This window comes from bacterium (assembly GCA_020444325.1).
Taxonomy (GTDB): domain Bacteria; phylum Bacteroidota; class Ignavibacteria; order SZUA-365; family SZUA-365; genus BM516.
Map to the genome: position 1 here is coordinate 197,038 of JAHLLD010000008.1, position 18,305 is coordinate 215,342.

Annotated in this window: 14 protein-coding genes; 10 read left to right on the forward strand and 4 right to left on the reverse strand. The window is 56.8% G+C overall.

Annotated features, from left to right (window positions below; genetic code table 11):
* Positions 1 to 30 precede the first annotated feature (30 nt).
* The 9 genes from KQI65_12120 (at position 31) to KQI65_12160 (ending at position 11,096) form a co-directional block, all read left to right on the forward strand.
* On the forward strand, positions 31 to 270 hold the full coding sequence (locus KQI65_12120; protein ID MCB2205484.1) for a hypothetical protein: 240 nt from the start codon (positions 31 to 33) through the stop codon (positions 268 to 270).
* Between the two features lie 197 nt (positions 271 to 467).
* Positions 468 to 3,125, forward strand: a complete 2,658-nt coding sequence (locus tag KQI65_12125; protein MCB2205485.1) for a YfhO family protein — start codon at positions 468 to 470, stop codon at positions 3,123 to 3,125.
* Positions 3,126 to 3,130: 5 nt separating this feature from the next.
* Positions 3,131 to 4,273: a glycosyltransferase family 4 protein gene (locus tag KQI65_12130; GenBank protein ID MCB2205486.1), complete on the forward strand. Its 1,143-nt coding sequence runs from the start codon at positions 3,131 to 3,133 to the stop codon at positions 4,271 to 4,273.
* A complete protein-coding gene (locus KQI65_12135; protein MCB2205487.1) occupies positions 4,270 to 5,724 on the forward strand; it encodes an oligosaccharide flippase family protein in 1,455 nt (484 codons plus the stop codon). Before KQI65_12130 ends, KQI65_12135 begins: the two co-directional genes overlap by 4 nt.
* Positions 5,721 to 6,758 carry a glycosyltransferase gene (locus KQI65_12140; GenBank protein MCB2205488.1) on the forward strand — a complete coding sequence of 346 codons (1,038 nt, stop codon included), beginning with the start codon at positions 5,721 to 5,723 and terminating at the stop codon, positions 6,756 to 6,758. Before KQI65_12135 ends, KQI65_12140 begins: the two co-directional genes overlap by 4 nt.
* 36 nt (positions 6,759 to 6,794) lie before the next feature.
* Positions 6,795 to 7,946: a glycosyltransferase family 4 protein gene (locus KQI65_12145; protein ID MCB2205489.1), complete on the forward strand. Its 1,152-nt coding sequence runs from the start codon at positions 6,795 to 6,797 to the stop codon at positions 7,944 to 7,946.
* A 19-nt stretch (positions 7,947 to 7,965) separates the two neighbouring features.
* Entirely contained in the window at positions 7,966 to 9,093 is a 1,128-nt protein-coding gene (locus tag KQI65_12150) for a glycosyltransferase family 4 protein (GenBank protein ID MCB2205490.1), read from the forward strand.
* Positions 9,094 to 9,273: 180 nt separating this feature from the next.
* Complete coding sequence (locus KQI65_12155) at positions 9,274 to 10,182, forward strand: proline dehydrogenase family protein (protein MCB2205491.1); 909 nt, start codon at positions 9,274 to 9,276, stop codon at positions 10,180 to 10,182.
* A gap of 5 nt (positions 10,183 to 10,187) precedes the next feature.
* Entirely contained in the window at positions 10,188 to 11,096 is a 909-nt protein-coding gene (locus KQI65_12160) for a cobalamin-binding protein (protein ID MCB2205492.1), read from the forward strand.
* Between the two features lie 63 nt (positions 11,097 to 11,159).
* Here the strand turns inward: KQI65_12160 and KQI65_12165 are convergent, their stop codons facing one another.
* The 3 genes from KQI65_12165 to KQI65_12175 form a co-directional block, all read right to left on the reverse strand.
* A complete protein-coding gene (locus KQI65_12165; GenBank protein MCB2205493.1) occupies positions 11,160 to 11,816 on the reverse strand; it encodes a hypothetical protein in 657 nt (218 codons plus the stop codon).
* Positions 11,817 to 11,931: 115 nt separating this feature from the next.
* Positions 11,932 to 14,145 (reverse strand): PBP1A family penicillin-binding protein, encoded by a 2,214-nt coding sequence (locus tag KQI65_12170; GenBank protein MCB2205494.1) that lies wholly within the window; start codon positions 14,143 to 14,145, stop codon positions 11,932 to 11,934.
* On the reverse strand, positions 14,142 to 14,912 hold the full coding sequence (locus KQI65_12175) for a UDP-2,3-diacylglucosamine diphosphatase (GenBank protein ID MCB2205495.1): 771 nt from the start codon (positions 14,910 to 14,912) through the stop codon (positions 14,142 to 14,144). Before KQI65_12175 ends, KQI65_12170 begins: the two co-directional genes overlap by 4 nt.
* A 344-nt stretch (positions 14,913 to 15,256) precedes the next feature.
* On the opposite strand from KQI65_12175, the gene KQI65_12180 reads away from it, so the two are divergent.
* Positions 15,257 to 17,947: a proprotein convertase P-domain-containing protein gene (locus KQI65_12180; GenBank protein ID MCB2205496.1), complete on the forward strand. Its 2,691-nt coding sequence runs from the start codon at positions 15,257 to 15,259 to the stop codon at positions 17,945 to 17,947.
* A 79-nt stretch (positions 17,948 to 18,026) separates the two neighbouring features.
* Here KQI65_12180 and KQI65_12185 read toward each other — a convergent pair.
* Positions 18,027 to 18,305, reverse strand: a 279-nt coding sequence (locus tag KQI65_12185) for a hypothetical protein (protein ID MCB2205497.1), incomplete at its 5' end; no start/stop codon positions are given.

Consider the following 18,305-nt stretch of genomic DNA (forward strand, 5'->3'; position numbering starts at 1 on the left):
GTGGCAAACTGTTCAAAGAAACGGTGAATAATGAAAGCAACAGACAAAACAGCAGCCAAACCGGTGAAAGTCAAACAGACCGGCAAGGTTATCGGAATGGTGATTACCGAGTGCCCCATGTGCCAAAACACCATCAGTTTTGATATACAGACGGCCAAGTACTGTCCGTACTGCAACGCAGAAGTGAGTGTTGATCTGGACAAGGTCGAGGTCGTCGTGCGTGCAGCACGGAATCCGAATCAGAAGGGTGGCCAGAAACGCGTCGCCTGATATTCCGAACCGCTCGTCATTCATGCCCCTTCCGTGCTTACACGGGAGGGGCATTTCGTTAGCAGGTACTCCATCGTGGGTGTACCCGTTTCTGCGCTTCGCGGATATGGATTCTGGCATCCGGCCGATTGTTTCTTCATCGCGGGATGCCTATTTTTTTGCTTTCATCCGCATTCACAGATCAGAGTTGCAGTATCATGGCCAAAGCACGCTCATCGGGCAGGAAATCGACACGCAAATCGGCGCCGCAGGGACCCTCTCTCGCGCAGCCCGGTTTTCTCGAAAAGCACGCGCATGCCGTTTTCCTTGGAATGATAGCCCTGCTGCTAATCATCTTTTTCCATGAAGCATTTTTTGAGGGCAAGGTGTTCGCCGTGCCCGATAATATTGCGAGCATCGTACAGGAACAGGGGTATCTCGAAAAAGCGAAGGAGAACGGGATCAACGCGTTCTGGAATCCCTACGTGTTCGCCGGCATGCCGACCTGGGGTTCTTCTTCTCCCGGACACGGTATGTATCTGCATACCTTCCTGGATCCCCTCAAGCCGATGCTGATTCTGCAGGCATACGGCTGGGTACAGAGTATCGTGAATATACTGCCACTGCCATCCATGTTCTGGGATCTGTTCAATTTTTTCCTGCTCGGCCTGTTCACCTACATGCTCGGCGTGCGAAGGAAATTCGAACCCTGGGTGGCTTTTCTCGCCGCGGTATCGGTCGTCTTCACGCTCTATTCCCTGAACTGGGTCATGGCGGGGCATAACACGAAAATCACCGTGTTCGCCTGGCTGCCGGCCATTCTTCTGCTCGTGGATATGCTGTTTGAGAAACGAAGTATACTGCGAGTGGCGCTCCTGATCGTCACGCTGCATTTCACCTTCAACTCGGGCCATGTGCAGATGGTGGTCTACAGTTTGATGGCTGTGGCTTTCTATGTCATGTACAAATGGTATGCGGGCGCGAAATTCAAGGATGTCGCACTGGTTTCCGTCATCACACTCGGGGCGGCAGCATTCGCGTTTCTCATGCTTTCGGGCCCGTATTTCGCGACATGGGAGTACAAGGATTTCTCCATTCGCGGCGCGGGCTCGGGCGGCTCCGGGCACGGGGCGCCGGGTGGCGGACTCGATTACGACTACGCAACCAAATGGTCGTTCTCGCCGCTTGAAGTCCTCACCTTTTTCGTTCCTTCCTTCGTCGGCTTCGGGACACCGACCTACTGGGGAAGCATGCCGTTTACCGAGTCGCCGATTTATCTCGGCGTCGTGATCAGTTTCTTCGCGCTGCTCGGTATCCTCCTTCGTCCGAAAGACCGTTTCGTCCATCTCTGGATCGCACTCGGTGTGTTCGCACTTCTCGTTTCCTTCGGCAGGAATTTCGGTCTGATCTACGATCTGCTGTTTAATAACCTTCCGTTTTTCAACAGCTTCCGCATCCCTTCGATGATTCTCTTCCTCGAAGGATTGTGCATGAGCATGCTCGCGGGAGTGGGACTCACCGAGATTGTTCGTATCGTACGAGAACGCAGAAAAGGAGACGAGGGGGCGGCGCAGACGAAGCGGCTTACAAAGGTCATCTGGGTACCGGTTGCCGTGGCCGGAGCGCTGGTGCTGCTTCTCATGGCATCGGAAGGCGGCTTTGAAACCATGATTGCCGAAGGTATGCAGCAGAACCATCCACAGATGTATTCTGCCCTGCAGCAGGTCGAACAGGCAGCACAGGCCGGACAGCTTTCCCAGCTCAATCCTGAAGCCCAGGGACTGACAAGAGACAACATTTTTAGCATGGCGTTGAACGATGCGCTGCTCGCGCTGCTTTTCATGGCGCTGGCTGCCGGTGCACTCTATGCGTTTGTACGGGGAAAGATGGCCCTGATGGGATTGCAGGCGGCGTTGCTGCTGCTGCTGATCATCGACTGGTGGATCGTTGATTACAAGCCCATGAACATGGTGCCGCTGCGGCAGCAGGAGCAGTCGCTCGCCAGAACCGATGTAGTGGATTTCCTCCAGCAGGATACCACGGTGTTCCGTATTCTCCCAGCGAGGAACCACAACGACAATAACTGGTACGTGGGCTTCGGCATCCAGAGCGTGGCCGGGTATCACCCCGCCAAGCTCAAGCTGTATGACGATATCCGCAACACGATGTACAATGAGTTTACCTTCCAGAACGGACAGCATCTTGATGCGGTGAACTGGGCCATGCTCAGTATGCTCAACACCAAGTACCTCATCGTTCCGAATGGGCAGGAATGGCAGCCGCGGTCGCGCTGGCTGAAACCGGTCTTCACCGGCCAGCAGGAAACGGTGTATCAGAATCTCTTCGATCTCGACCGCGCGTTCTTCGTCGGCCGCTATGAAGTGATTCCGGATGACGCGAAAATGCTCGAGAAAGTGTCGACGCTCCCCGGGTACATGCCGGACAAGGTTGCATACCTGAGTGAAGAACCTCCTGCGGGATTCAAGGAGGTACCCGACAGCGTGCTGGCGTCAGCGAGCGTAAAAATGGTAGATTTCGGCATCAACGGTTTCGCGTATGATGTGAGCACACCGGAGACCGCGATTCTGAAAATCAGCGAAGTGTATTATCCCAGCGGCTGGACGGCGACAATCGACGGGAAACCCGTTGACATCCTCCGGACAGACTATGCCTTGCGTGCTGTTGTTGTTCCCGCTGGTGAACACCGCGTAGAGATGCATTTCGAACCGGAGACCTATGAAGCAGGTCTCATCGTCACCACAGTAACCAATTATCTGCTGGCGATCGTGCTGCTGTTTTACCTGGTCATGTACATCCGTAAGCGGATGCAGGCAGGAAAAGCCGCGACCGCCGGAAAGGACAGTGGAGATAAATAAGCAGCGTGAATGTCGTCATATCCGTTGGCGGGCGCTTTCACGCGATCGAGCTCGCCGAGCAACTTGATAAGCGTGGGCATCTTGCGCGCATCATTACCACCAAGAGCTGGTATGTGAACAAGCGCTTCGCAGCGCGGCGGTGGCATGCGATTCCGGCGCCTGAATATCTCGGTGAGCTGGTGCGTAAAATCCCTTCACTCCGGCGCGCAGGGTATTACTCCTGGGTGAAAGACAACCTCTTTGACGCACTCGCCCGAAGGTATATTCCCCCCTGTGATATTTTTCATGCCTGGGGAAATTATGCGCTCGCATCCATTCCCTTTGCGCGAAAACACGGTGCAGGTGTCGTCATCGAACGAGGATCGACGCATCCGCGTTTTCAGAGCGGGATACTGCAGGAGGAATTCGCCCGCCAGGGAATTCGCACCGAATGTGCCCATCCACAGATCATTGAAAAGGGGCTGCGGGAAATCGAGGAAGCTGACCGCGTGATTATCCCATCCCGCTTCGTGTACCGCACCTTCATCGAAAACGGGATTTCGGAGGAGAAGCTGCGTATGATCCCATACGGCTTCAATCCATCCGCGTTTTCGCAGGGGGAAAAGAAGGACGACATTTTCCGTGTCCTTTTTGTTGGGAACATTGGCATACAGAAAGGCGTCCATTATCTGCTCGAAGCCTGGGAACGGCTGGCCTTACCCGATGCGGAACTCGTGTTCATCGGGAAAGTGGAAGAAGGGATGCAGCCGCTCCTGCGTAAGCACGCGGAGCGCATCACCCTTCGTGGTCATGTCAGGCATGAGATGCTGAAGGACGAGTATGCACAGGCTTCAGTGTTCATTCTGCCTTCGCTCCAGGAGGGTTCCGCGCTGGTCACGTACGAGGCCGCAGCCTGCGGGCTGCCGCTTATCGTCTCGGAAAACACCGGCAGTGTCGTGCGTGACGGGAAAGGCGGATTTGTCATCCCCATTCGCAGTGTGGAAGCGATTATGGAAAAACTCCAGTGGATGTACGACAACAGGGAGGATGCCGCGCAGATGGGCCTTGCCGCTGCGGAGTATATTCAGCAGTTTACCTGGGACAGGTATGCTGAAAATGTGATCGAGGTTTACCGGGAGATTCTTGGGGACAGGGAGTCCGCAGCGTGAGCATCGGACGCAAGGCGATCGTCAGCACGCTCTGGACTAGCGGTCTCAATTACATCGCCATGGGCGTGGGTTTCGTTTTCGGAATCCTTCGTGACCGTGTACTTATGCCTGATGAGAACGGCATCTACATGTTCGGACTCGCATTGGTCGATACGCTGTTCATCCTCGCCGCCGTTTCCTTCAACATCTCCGTCATCCAGGCGGATGAAGAGCGGGAGGACCTTTATACCACTGCCTTCGCGTTAACGTTGATCCTTTCCGCTGTCATGATCGTGGCAACCATGATCACGGCGTGGATCCTTCATCTGGCGGGTACCGCCGGAATCATGATCGAGGCCTTCCTTGTCCTTGCCGCGTTCAGCACGCTTAACCTCTTCACCATCCTGTTCTCCTCCTATCTCGAAAAGCAGCTCGAGTACAAGAAAATCGCGCGGATCAATCTGCTGTCCGTACTCGCCTTTCCCCTGGTATCCTATTTCCTCGTCGTCAACGGCATGGGTGCCTGGGGCATGGTACTCGGATACAGCTCGACCTTCGTCGTCTCCTTTATCGGGATGAGCATCGTAAGTAGATATCCCGTCGGGTTGAAACTCAATCCACGAACGGCGCGCTGGTTCATGTCCATGGGCTGGAAGCTGATATTTTCACGCGGTATGGAAGTGATCTTCGTTCGATACGGTACGCTGGTGACGCAGCAGCTTCTGGGTACCGATTTGCAGGGGAGCTATGGGCGCGCTTTGAAATACTGGGAAATGGCACCGCAGACTGTTGCACCCGCCGTGGTCACCGTTGCCTTGCCCACATACGCGAAGGTGCAGTATGATGCCGCGCGCCTGTCCCGTGCATTCAGCATGGTACTGTATTTTCTCGTACGCGTGCTGATGCCATTTGTGCTCGTATTCGGCGTCCTTCCGGCCTCGTTCATTCGTATCATCGGAGAGCAGTGGATGGACGCCGTTCCCGTACTCCGCATCCTTGCCGCCGGGGCACTTCTTTCACCGATGTTTGAGAACATGAAACAGCTGCTGTATGCGAAGGGCAAGCCCGAAGCCATTGTGCGTGTGCGGGTGGTGCAGCTGGTGGTGTTCATTCCCGCCATGTACGGCTTCGTTATGTGGATGGGTATCAGCGGCGCCGCGGTGGCCATTGTCCTGAATTACTTCATCGGAGTGGCGGGGGCGCTGTTTATCGTCCGAAGGGAAGTGTCTGTACGGTGGATGCATGTGTTCGTGTACCCGGTTATCTTCGCCGGCATCGCCACGGCAATGTTCTTTTCCCTCCCACCTGCGCAGCTCGGACTGGGTGCCATCCCGCAGTTCCTTTTGGAAGCCCTCTATCTCATTGGTATTTTTGTTCTGCTCGAATTGCTGTTTGAATGGCGGCAGCTGCGCGAGCATGCACAGTATATCAGAACCGTGATGAAGGGCGGGCAAAGCCCGGAGCAACAATGAAACTTCTCCTCGTCTGCGAATACTGGTACGGAACAGGAGGGTGGTCCTACAAAGGGTATCTCGAAGAACTCGGCTGTGAGGTACAGGTCTTCGATTTCCGCAAGGCCTACTTTTCCGCCGGTGCTTCCGTGCCGGTGCTTTCTGCCGCAACGAGACGCATCAACCGCCGTAAAATGAATGCTGCTTTCGTGAAGGCCGTTGAGGATTTTCGTCCCGACGTTGTGTTTTTTCTCAAGGGGGAAACAATCTATGCCTCAGCGATTCGCGAGGTGAAAGAGCGTTTCAATCCGGTGCTCCTGCAGTGGTATCCCGATGGTCCCTTCAATGTCGAAAACAGGAATGCCACGCGAGACAGCATCGCCAGCATCCCGCTGTTCGATATCTACTACATCTACGCAAAATCCCTGATACAGCCGCTGCGTGATGCCGGCGCCCGGCGCGTTGAGTACCTCCCTTTCTGTTACGATCCCGCCATGTTGCAGCGACCGGATTCCATCTCGGAAGGAGACAGGGCAAAGTACGCGACGGATGTAGTGTTCGCCGGGACATGGGAGCCCATGCGGGAATGGTGGCTGGAGAAAATCACGGAATTCGATCTTTCGGTCTGGGGTAATATGTGGGAGCATGTGAGTGAAGCGAACGCGCTGCGCCAACGCTGGAAAGGGAATGCCGTTTATGGCGAAGAAATCTCGAAGCTGTTTGCTGTTTCAAAGATTCACCTCAATTTCCTGCGTGAACAGAACAAGGATTCGCACAACGTTCGCACTCTTGAAATACCCGGGTATGGAGGTTTCCTGCTCACGCAACGATCACGGGAGCAGGCGGAAGATCTCTACACCGAGGGTAAGGAAATCGCCTGCTTCGAGACCGTGGATGAACTGAAGGAAAAAATCACCTATTACCTGGAACATGAGGACGAACGCCTGGCCATCGCCCGTGCGGGATATGCGCGCGCGACCGCGGAGCATCAGGCGATACACCGTCTGCGCCGCGTCATTGATGACGTGAATGCGCTGACGGGAACGGCGTCCTGACCAAGGTGCTCAAGACATGACCAGAGTGCTCGAAACATGAACATACTGCTACTGACATCTGACTTCCTCCCGAATATCGGCGGCATGGCCACCCACGCACTGGAGCTCGCGCGTGCCCATGTCATGAATGGACACACCCTGCACCTGGTGCATCCTGTGTATGGTGCAGGCGAAAACAACATCGAAGAGATGGAGGGCTTTACCGTCCACAATCTTTTCATTGATCGCAGTACGCCGCGCATCAAACACCTGGTGTATATCCGTCGTGTGCGCGAGTACATTCGCCAGCTGCATGCCATGCATCGCTTCGACGTGCTGCACTGGCATGATCTGACGCCGAATTGCTGGACCACGTGGACGCTGCGGCGCGACATTCCACTGGTGTGGACCAATCACACTTCCAATTATCTCGAGATGTTTGAGACCAGCGGGGGACGCCGCAAGATTCATCTTTTTCTCGGACATGCTGATGCCATAATCAGCCCCAGTCGCGAATTGTATGAGAAATCCACCGCTACCGGCATCGCGCCCGCACGGAATTTTTATATCCCGAATGGCGTCGACGCGGCCAAGTTTCGTCCCGGAAACAGCTTCGGCGTGATTGACAAGGATTACGGACTCGATCCCGGTCGTCCCGTCATCATCTGTCCCCGACGACTTGAACCCAAGAACGGGGTGGAATATTTCATTCGCGCCATTCCCCTGGTGCGGGCACAGCACAGCGATGTGCAGTTCCTCATCGTCGGAGGCGGCTTCCCGGAAGAACGCAAGCGTTTCGAGGACCTGCTGCGCGAGAGCGGCGAACTTCGCGACGTGTTTTTTACCGGCAACGTGCCGAATACCGCGATGCCAAAGTTCTATGCGCTGTCGACCATCGCTGCGCTGCCGTCACTGATGGAGGCGACGAGTATTTCGGGACTCGAAGCAATGGCCAGCGGACTGCCACTGGTGGGTACGCGTGTTGGCGGGATACCGGAAATCATCGAAGACGGTGAGAGCGGTATTCTCGTCGATCCCCGAAGTCCCGAACAGCTGGCCGAACAGTTCGTGCGCCTGCTGCAGGACGATGCGCTGCGCCAACGACTTGGCGAGGGCGCCCGCAGCAGAGTGGAGCAGGTGTTCGCCTGGCCGGAAATCGCGCGCAGGACGGTGGATGTGTACGAAAAAGCCATCGCCGCGCATCAGTAACAGCATCCAGCGAGTTTGTGTGAATATCCTCGTCATCAGTCATACCTATATCACCCGTGTCGGCCGGGAAAAGTGGCGCGAACTTGCACGGCTCTATGATGTCAATCTGCGCATCATCGTGCCGACCGTGTGGAAGGATTACCTTTTCACCATCAAACAGGCGGATCACCCTGACGATGAACTCGATGTGCGTGGACTCCCCGTGCTGTTCAGCGGCAAGGAGGCGGCGCATGTCTACCGTTCGTTCTCCCTCGGGATGAGAGGATTCAAGCCCGACATCCTGCACGTGGAAGAAGGCACGGATGCGTTTTCCTACTTCCAGGCGCTGCTGTATCGCAGGTTCTTCGCCCCGAAGGCGAAAACCCTGTTCTTCACATGGATGAATTTCGAGAAGAAACTGTCTTTCCCCTTCAGCTTTTTTGAGCGTTTCAATCTTCGGCGCAGCGATGCCGCCATCTGCGGGAACAGTGACGCGCGGGATATCCTGCGTGAGAAGGGATATGAGGCTCCGATCCATGTCATGCCGCTGCTCGGACTCGATCCCGAGCTTTTTCAGAAACGCGAGAATCCCGCACTGAAGGCGGAGCTTGGACTTTCAGGTACGGTCATCGGATTCATCGGCCGTTTCGTGCCGGAGAAAGGAGTGATGGATCTCGTGGAGGCCGCCGCCAAACTCAAGGGCGATTTCTCGGTGCTTGTCATCGGCGGGGGGGCGATGGAACAGGACCTGAGGGATCGTGCCGAGTCGCTGGGCATCGCGGACCGCGTGCGTCTCGTGATCTCCATCCCGCACAGCGAAATCCCGAAGCACATCAACGTGATGGACATGCTCGTGCTGCCTTCGTATACCGTCCCGCATTGGAAAGAGCAGTTCGGACAGGTGCTGGTGCAGGCCATGGCGTCGGAGGTGCCGGTGGTCGGTTCGACGCATGCGGAAATTCCGCGGGTCATCGGTGATGCCGGCTTCACGTTCGAGGAAAAAAACTGGGACGCGATGCAGGAAATCATGCAGCGACTGCTTGACGATACAGCGCTGCGGGAGGAATACGGGAAAAAGGGAAGGGAGCGCGTCCTCGAGCACTACACCAACACCCGCATGGCCGAGAAAACCATGGCCGTGTATCGCGAGCTTCTCGGGACAAGCTGAGTTCCGACTCCGGGGCAATTCCCCACATGGTGGGGGACGCGGGCGATGTCGCGGTGCCGGATACGGAACTCCGTTTCGCTTGTTTTTCCTGCGCACCGGCGGTAATTTTGTGGACGGCCAGGAGGGAAGTTCGCAGCGCGAACGCCATATCACGCCTTAAACGCCACAGAGTATCAAACCATGTCATTATTCTCAAAACTGATTGCCGCATCCATCCCGCTTATCCCGCGACCCGTCGTCGGGTACTTCGCCAAACCGTATATAGCAGGCGAAACGCTTGCTGACGGAGTCCGCGTCGTCAAGGAACTCAACGCACAGGGCATCATGGCAACGATGGATGTTCTCGGGGAGAGTGTCAACAGCAAGGATGAAGCACTCGCCATGCGCGAGCAGTGCGCCGGAGTGCTGCGCGCCATCAACGAACACAAGCTCGACGCAAACCTTTCCATCAAGCCGACGCAGATCGGTCTGAGCATCGACACCGCGTTTTTCGAGGAGAACGCCCGCTTCCTGCTCGATCTCGCAGTGCAGTACGACAATTTTGTCCGCCTCGACATGGAGGACCATCCGTTTACAGATTCCACGCTCGAGATGTATATGAAGCTTCGGCGTGACTACGGTCATCGCGTCGGCGTCGTGCTGCAGGCGTATCTGCGCCGCACCGAGGCCGACCTTCGCATGCTCATGGAAGACGGTGATACGAACATCCGTCTCTGCAAGGGCATCTATGTCGAGCCCGAAGAGATCGCCTTCAAGGGCCGGGCAGAAATTCAGGAAAACTTCAAGAAACTCAACGAAATGGGGCTGGGCGGCGGCGTGTATGTCGGCATAGCCACGCACGATGACGTCCTTCTCGAGCATGGCCTCGACTACGTGCGCAACCACGAAATGAAGCGCGAGGACTATGAATTCCAGATGCTGCTCGGCGTGCGGTCGAAGCGTCGCGACGAGATCGTCGGCATGGGACACCGTCTGCGCGTGTACGTGCCGTTCGGTGACCAGTGGTATGCTTATTCCACCCGCAGGCTCAAGGAGAATCCCTCGATGGCCACACATGTCGTGAAGGCCATCTTCGGAATCGGGAAGTAGCTTTCTTGCGTTATTTCATCTACAGGTACTGGCCGGTCGTATTCCTGCTTCTTGTTGGAGCGCAGGGCTGCGACCGGTCCTCGCATACACAGCGGCAGGACGGAAGGGTGATGACCGACGATCTCGGCCGCAGCGTCCGGTTCGCGTCCGTGCCGAAGCGCATTGTCTCCCTGGCCCCGAGCCTGACGGAGACGGTGTTCGCTGTCGGAGCCGACAGCCTGCTGGTGGGCGTGACATCACTCTGCAATTATCCTCCTCGCGCCGACGACCTGCCGGAAGTCGGTGATCTGCTGCACCCTGATGTCGAGCGCATCCTGGCGCTCGATCCGGATCTCGTGCTGATATCCGTCGAGGGAAACACGCATGCCGTGTTCGAACAGCTCAACCGTGTGGGACTGCAGTTATTTGTCTCAAACCCCCGCACACTGGATGGGATCTGCAAGAGTGTGCGCGATATCGGCGGCATCACTGGCAGGGACAGCGTGGCGCGTCGTGTCGTCGATTCCCTTCATGCGGTCGCCGATACCCTTCGTTCGCAGCAGACGGCGCAGCCGCCCTCCCTTCTCATGCTCGTGGGAACGCAGCCGATCATGGCGGCCGGCGGAGGAAGTTTTCTCGACGAGATCATAGCGCTCGGTGGGGCGAAAAATGCCGCGAAAGCGACTCCCGGGAATTACCCAGTCCTGAACAGGGAAGAAGTACTGCGGATGAATCCCGACATGCTTCTCTACCCCGACGACATGCATCTCAACATGCGGGATCTGTTGCAGCGCTTCCCGGAATGGCGCCGTCTCAGCGCCGTCTCGGGCAAACGGCTGCATCCTGTTGATGCTGACATCTTTCTCCGTCCCGGTCCGCGAGCATACCTTGCGGCATGGCAGCTTCATCAGCTCATTGCTCGGGATGGGGAATAAAAAAACCGGTGCTTGCGAGCACCGGCTTTAAGCAATCCATTATTCTGGTGGTGAGTATGCATCCTACGCGGATGGTTTTTCACCCCGCTCATCGGCAAGATCCTGCAGATTCATCATTTCCAGAACCTGGCGGGGAGTGTCTTCCGGCATTTTCTGGGATTTTACCGTAACGATGAAGCGGTCGCCCACCAGTGCGGTTGCCTCCGCGCGTTCCGTGTCGATTTTCCATTTTTCAACTGCCGGGAAACCTGCGATCTCTGTTGCACGCTCATAGCCCTTGGTGCTTTCCCTGTTCAGGTTCATCTTGAACATCATACGGAAGGGCGCATAAAGCATGGAGATATAGGCATAATCGAAGATTTCCACTTCAACACGCGAGTTTTCGGGTCCCGTAAAGCGTCGCTTCGCCTGTGAGAACGTCCAGTTCCCGTAGGTTGCGGATTCACCTTCCGCCTCGCCGGGCTCAAGATCGTGGAAGCTTTCGGGCAGATATTCGATGAGCTTGCGGAAATGGACGGCGGGTTGTGGTTCATGTTCTTCCGAATTTCCCGTTGCCATATCCTCCGCGGCTTTCGCCATATCGTCAGCCGCATCGGCGAGTTGTTCCAGCCCGCTTTTTTCCTCCTTGTCCGCGCTGTCTTCTTCACCTCCGCCGCATGCGGACAGGAAGAAAGGAGAGAGCAGGGCGAGGAACAGAATCATGTTCAGAGATTTCCTCATAGAGAACTCCAGTGCATGTGTGGAATGGGTATTGTTGAATAACGAAAGTTACTGTCCACTTTCCTGACACGCAAATCCCCCCTTCATTCTGCGTCCCTGGACGCGCAGCGCTGCATCAGTATTCGATCGTACGTTCCGCGGGTTGCTGCCGCGAGTTTTCCTGCTCGCTTGAGGTCGAAGTGTGCATCGTACAGTAACCGGGGAAGTATTTCGCATTGACATAGTCTGTCACCGTGTTCGGGCAGAACGGATTCGCGAGATTCTGTGAATCAAGGCAGATCTTTTCCTGCGTGACACCTTCGGGCTGAACGAAGTCGCGGATCTTCAGTGGGATGCGTTTGTCGGTGTAGACATACTTCATGAACCTTCCCCAGATGGGAGCGGCGGCGACGCTGCCCTGACCGTAGGACCCGGTAAAGGTGATGCGGCGATCGTCGAAGCCCGTCCACACACCGGCCACGAGGTTCGGAGTGAAGCCGATGAACCAGGCGTCCGCATAATCCTGCGTGGTACCGGTCTTGCCTCCCGCGGGGCCGTTGAACCAGCGGCGGGTGCCTGATCCCGTACCGCCCTGGATGACCGAACGCAGCATGCTCGACATGATGAAGGCGGTTTCCTTGCTGAGCACTTCGCGGATTTCGCTGGTGTTGCTCTCGATGACACGGCCATCACGGTCTTCGATGCGCGTGATGGCGAAGGGTTTGGCGTAAATGCCTTCGTTGGCGAACGAACCGTAGGCAGAAATGATCTGCAGGGGAACGACTTCCGACGTACCGATGGCGAGGGAGGGGACCGGACGCAGAGGTGTTTCGATGCCCATGCGGTGAGCATAGCGCACCACCTCTTCAGCGGGTGCTATCTCCAGGATGGTGCGGATGGCCACCAGGTTGACCGAGTTTTTCAAACCCGACCGCAGTGTATACATGCCGCCAACCTCGCCGCCGAAATTCCGCGGTCTCCACCGTTTCCCGGAACCGTCGACCATATCGATGGCGTCGTTGGAGATCTGGTAGGCGGGACTGTACCCGTTGTCGATAGCGACCGTATAGATGAACGGTTTGAAGGTGGAACCCGGCTGGCGGGTGATCTGCGTGACATGATTGAGTCCATAACGGAAATCCATGGCAGAATTTCCGACCATCGCCTTGATCTCGCCGGTTTGCGGATCGACGGCCACGAAACCCACCTGAATACTGGTCAGGGCGTGTTTCACAGAATCGACGAAACTCTTGTCCATGCGCAGTCCGATGGCTACGCGTTCCTTTTCATCCGCGGTCTTTGCCTGCCTGTACTGGGAAGAGGCCTTGATCGCCACCCGGATCGCAGTACCGAGGATGCCGCGCCGTGTTGGTGTATTCCAGCTCCATCGCCTGTCGAACTGCTCCTGGAAAGGAAGCAGATGCTCGAGCACGGCGCGGTTGGCGGCCTCCTGCATGCGGCTGTCGATGGTTGTATACACAGAGAGACCGTCCCTGTAAAGATCGAAGCCGTATTTTTCCGCCTTTTCCCGCAGCAGCTGGCGCACATACTCGACGAAATGCGGTGCGATGCCAGCAGATCGGGTGCGTGAGCGGGTGAGGATGGAGTCCTGATAGATCTCCTGGTATTCCCCGCCATCGAGGTATCCCTCATCCATCATGTTGCGCAGCACAGTGTTACGCCGGGCCATGGCGCGCTGCTGACTGCGGCGGGGATCGTAGCGTGTCGGATTGGCGAGTGCACCGACGAGAAAGGCGCATTCACCCTTCGTCAGCTCCGTGGGACGCTTCCCGAAAAACACGGAAGCAGCGGATTGCAGTCCGTATGCTCCTCGTCCGAACGGTGCCACATTGAGGTACATGATGAGGATTTCATTTTTCGTATAGCGGCGTTCGATCTGCACGGCGGTCAGCATCTCCCGGAGTTTTCTGGTCAGAGTGACTTCACGTGTCAGGTAGAGGAGCCGTGCGAGCTGCTGCGTGATGGTACTGGCACCGCGCCCGTGCAGGGTGAGATTGAAGACGCGTTCGGCGAGAATGGCGAAGAGCCCACGCATGTCCACGCCCCAGTGGCTGTAGAATCTGCGATCTTCCGTCGAAAGCAGGGCTTCGAGAAAAGCACGTGGCACGCTGTCGAGCGTGGTGATGCGCGACCGGTTCTCTTCGAAAAAGCGGTCGATGACGACGCCGTCCGCGGAATACACACGTGTGGCGAACGGGGGACGAGGGTTCTCCAGTTCCGCGAGGGAAGGGAGTCCCTCCGTGAGATTGGAAAGGAAGATCCACCCACCGACGACGATGACGAGGACGGGAACTGCGACAGACCAGAATTTGCGAGGCGTGATGGTCATTCCGTGAACTGCTCCTCAAAGCCATTGATCATTGTATACAGACTGATTTCCCCGTCGCGAAACACGGCGTATGTGTAGTGCCGGATCCAGTCGCCGAGGTTTATGTAGAGTCCACCCCCGAGTTGCTCACGCATCGGATTATGCCGATGTCCCATCACCACGATGTCGGTTCCATTGCGCAGCCGGCGTTCTGCCTCCATGCGCATGCCGTCCATCGCGCCGTAATCCTTACCGCTGGTATACCCGCGGCTGGTATGTGAGAACTTCCGCGCAATACCGAAGCCAAGATCGGGATGCAGCCAGCGAAACCCCCACTGCGAGAGCGGAGAGCGGAGGACGCGTTTCAGCGCCCGGTAGCCGCCGTCTTTCGGGGCGAGTCCATCACCATGATAGACATAAAACTGTGTATCGCCCACGCGGAACTGCACGTCGTCGTGCAGCACGGTCAGTCCGAGATCCTCGGAAAAAAACTTCCCGATCGCAAAATCGTGATTGCCGGCCAGGTAGGTGACGGGGACCCCCGCGCGGGGCAGGTCCTCCAGCATCGCATAGAGACGGTGATACCCGCGCGGTACCACAGCCCGGTATTCATACCAGAAATCGAACAGATCACCCACGATATAGAGTGTGCCGCCACTGTCGCGGATGCTGGAGAGCAGGGCAAGCAGGCGTTCCAGTTTGACGCGTTCCGTGGCGGCATCGCCGAAGCCGAGATGGACATCGGAAATGAAGTAAACGGGTTCGATGGCAGGTGGCTTTTCCAGCATATCATTTAAAGATGCCTATCCGTGCAGGGAATTGCAAGCACCGGAATGGGACCGGATTTGTGCGCACACCTTTTTTCGTCCACATAGTTGACATTCTTATGAAGAGGTGCTATTCTGTGACCGATCCTCAGAATATACCAGCTCATGGAGCCCCACGGGAACGCAATCTCATATATTTCATCGGGAACGGTTTCGCTGCCTGACGGCCGCGCTGCCTGTCCTCCATCCCGTCTATCTGCTTGACTTTGCTGGCAGTAAGTGGTAGTTTCTTTCTGATTCACTAGAACCATACAAGCACGCAAACATTCCTATTCATCATTAATCAATCATCATTGGAGGAATCAATGAAAGTTGTTAGGCTATCAGTAGCGTTGGTGGCGCTCGCCTTCCTCTTTTCCCTCACAGCGCAGGCACAGCTGAACCGGGAATTCGAGTACAAAATGGACCCGAACGCTCCCATCGTGGATTTCAGCACAACCTCCAGTTCCATTGATATTCCTGATGTGTTCAACATCAGCTCTCTCGCGGTCATGGTCGACATCGATCATCCCGCCGCAGCTGATCTGACCATCAAGCTCACCGGACCGACGGGAAGCTACACGCTTTCGACGCAGAACGGTCTGGCGGGTGCGAATTATGAGAACACGATTTTCGACAGCAATCCCGGCACCGCGATCCCGGGTGTTGCAGTCAACTCCCCCGGAAACGTAACAGCGTTTTTCCGTGGTGTGTACATCCCTGAGAGCTCGCTGCCGACCTCCGGTTCCGCAACGGGTCTCTGGACTCTCGAAGTGACCGACAACCTGCTCGGTGACAACGGTACACTCGTTCGCTGGGGACTCATTTTCAATCGTTACGACAACTATCGCGACATCCGCGGTGGTGTTGACCTGAACTACGTCGGAAGCACGACGCTCAACGTTCTTGGTCTCGTCGACGATTTCACGACCATCCCGCCGTACACGGTGCAGGGTCATCGCCCCCTCAACAATGTTGTGACCGCCGAAGGTTACATTCAGAACAGCCAGACGCCTGGTGTCCTGAACCTGACCCTCGATCACCGGTATCCCGGCAACAGCACGACGAACCTCGCCGATGTCGATCTCGGCATCCCTGCCGAGGACGCGTATCGTCTGATCGCCAGCTTCAACCTCAACAGCATGACCGGTACGCACAATGGCGAGCTTGGTCTCTTCATGCGCGGCGATCTTTTCATGACTCGCCCGGACAACGACGTGGTCGTGCCTCTGGACGTCACCGCAGGTTCGCTTGCGTTTGACAACGGCATGGTGCAGAACACGCTCTTCCCGATGACGGACGAGTGCGATGTCAACGTGTACACGATTTATGCTCCGCAGACCATCACCAGCGTTGATGTGTGGCAGGGAAGCACGGTCGAACTCGAGCCGCCTGCATCCACCTCCGCCATGACGATCAATGTCTGGGATGTCACCTCGAATACCATCGTGGCCAGCACGGGGCCCGTGCCCTTCCCGCCGCAGGGTGACAAGTGGGTGAGCTATCCGTTCCCCACGCCCGTGTCCCTGCCCGCAGGCACGTACCGCATCGGTACCTGCATGACCTCCGTGGATCCCGGATCCTTCGGCCCCGGCATCGGTATGGACCAGACCGGCAGTCCCTTCGAGCCCCTCGGTTTCCTGAGCCGCTACTACGGCTTCGGTGTCCAGGAATTCTCGCTTGACGGTGGCATGACCTGGTTCGCGGATGACTTCCGCACCTTCAATACCAAGATGATCCGCCCGAACTTCATCCAGCAGTCCGACGTCGGTGTCGTGGCCATTTACCCGAACAACGGATTCGGTGGCCTGGACGTGACCGTGGACTTCGCAGCATATGCGCATTACAGCTATCTGCCGAACCAGATCACCTTCGGTAAGGTCTGGGTGATTGACAACTCCACCATGGCAACCGTCGGTTACCAGGAGAAGCGTGTCTTCCTGAACCAGGCACCCTTCATGGATACACAGGTCTACAACTTCCCGTCCCTTACTTCCGGCAGCTACACGATCAAGGTCGTGATCGAGCGTCCGGATGACGAGAACCTGATCAACAACGAGTACAGCCGTCAGCTGGTTGTTCCGTTTGCTCCGATGGTCGTCAGCACTCCTGGTGCCATCAGCAGCGAGCAGAAGAATCAGATCATCACCTCCTACGCCCAGCAGGGTGTGGAATGTGTGTTCGTCGATCGCAACCTCGGCGCCGTCGAGTACCCTGCCAATGGCAAGGTTCTCTTTGTCGGCGATCTTGATCGCAGCTCCGCTGCAGTCGCACGCGAGTACGTGAAGAACGGCGGAAACTTCGCCGTGCTGCCGGAATTCAAGCTCAACAAGCATCCGATGACGGACGTGTTCTCCCAGGTCGCAACGACCAAGGAACTCGACGCCATGAACCGCGTGCTTGCCACGCCGAAGCTTGACAACGTGCAGATGCCGGCCAACAGCGCCATCGTCGCACAGCTGAGCAATCCTGCATCCCCGGTGTTCGCGGTCAACAAGGTCAGCAACGAAATGACCAACCGCGTCGCGCAGTTCTATGCCCGCATGCAGCAGTATGACCAGCAGCCGACCATGCGTCGCGATGCGCGTGAAGCCATTGTGTTCAGCAACAGCGACGAAATCAGCGTCGTTGGTGAGCGTATCGGTGACCTCCGCGTCGTCAACGTGCTCGCCAAGGATCCTCGTCCGGCCGACCGCCGCTTCAACGAGATCGCAAATGCTGCCAGCTTCGAGCTGACGCAGAATTATCCCAACCCCTTCAACCCGACCACGAACATTGCGTTCAACGTCCCCAGCGACGCCCATGTCACCGTCCGCGTGTATGACATGCTCGGTCGCGAGGTCGCCACGCTGATCGACGGCTTCCAGTCCGCCGGCAGCTACATCACGACCTGGGATGCCACGAACGGACTCGGTCAGACGGTCGCCAGCGGTATCTACCTGTATCGCATGGAAGCCACTCCGGTTGACGGAAGCGCACCGTACGCAGCAGCCAAGAAGATGGTGCTGACCCGGTAATTCCCGAAATCACTCGCTGGCTTTAACGCCAGCTGGGTATTTAGCCCGCTCTCTGTGTTTCCAGAGAGCGGGCTTTTTTTTAATACGATTGCGATTGCGAGAGGGAAGGCGATTGCGAGAGGGAAATCGAGAGCGAGAGGGAAGGCGAGAGCGAGAGGGAAGGCGATTGCGAGAGGGAAGGCGATTGCGAGAGGGAAGGCGAGAGCGAGAGGGAAGGCGAGAGCGAGAGCGAGAGGGAAGGCGAGAGCGAGAGGGAAGGCGATTGCGAGAGGGAAGGCGATTGCGAGAGGGAAGGCGAGAGCGAGAGGGAAGGCGAGAGCGAGAGCGAGAGGGAAGGCGAGAGCGAGAGGGAAGGCGA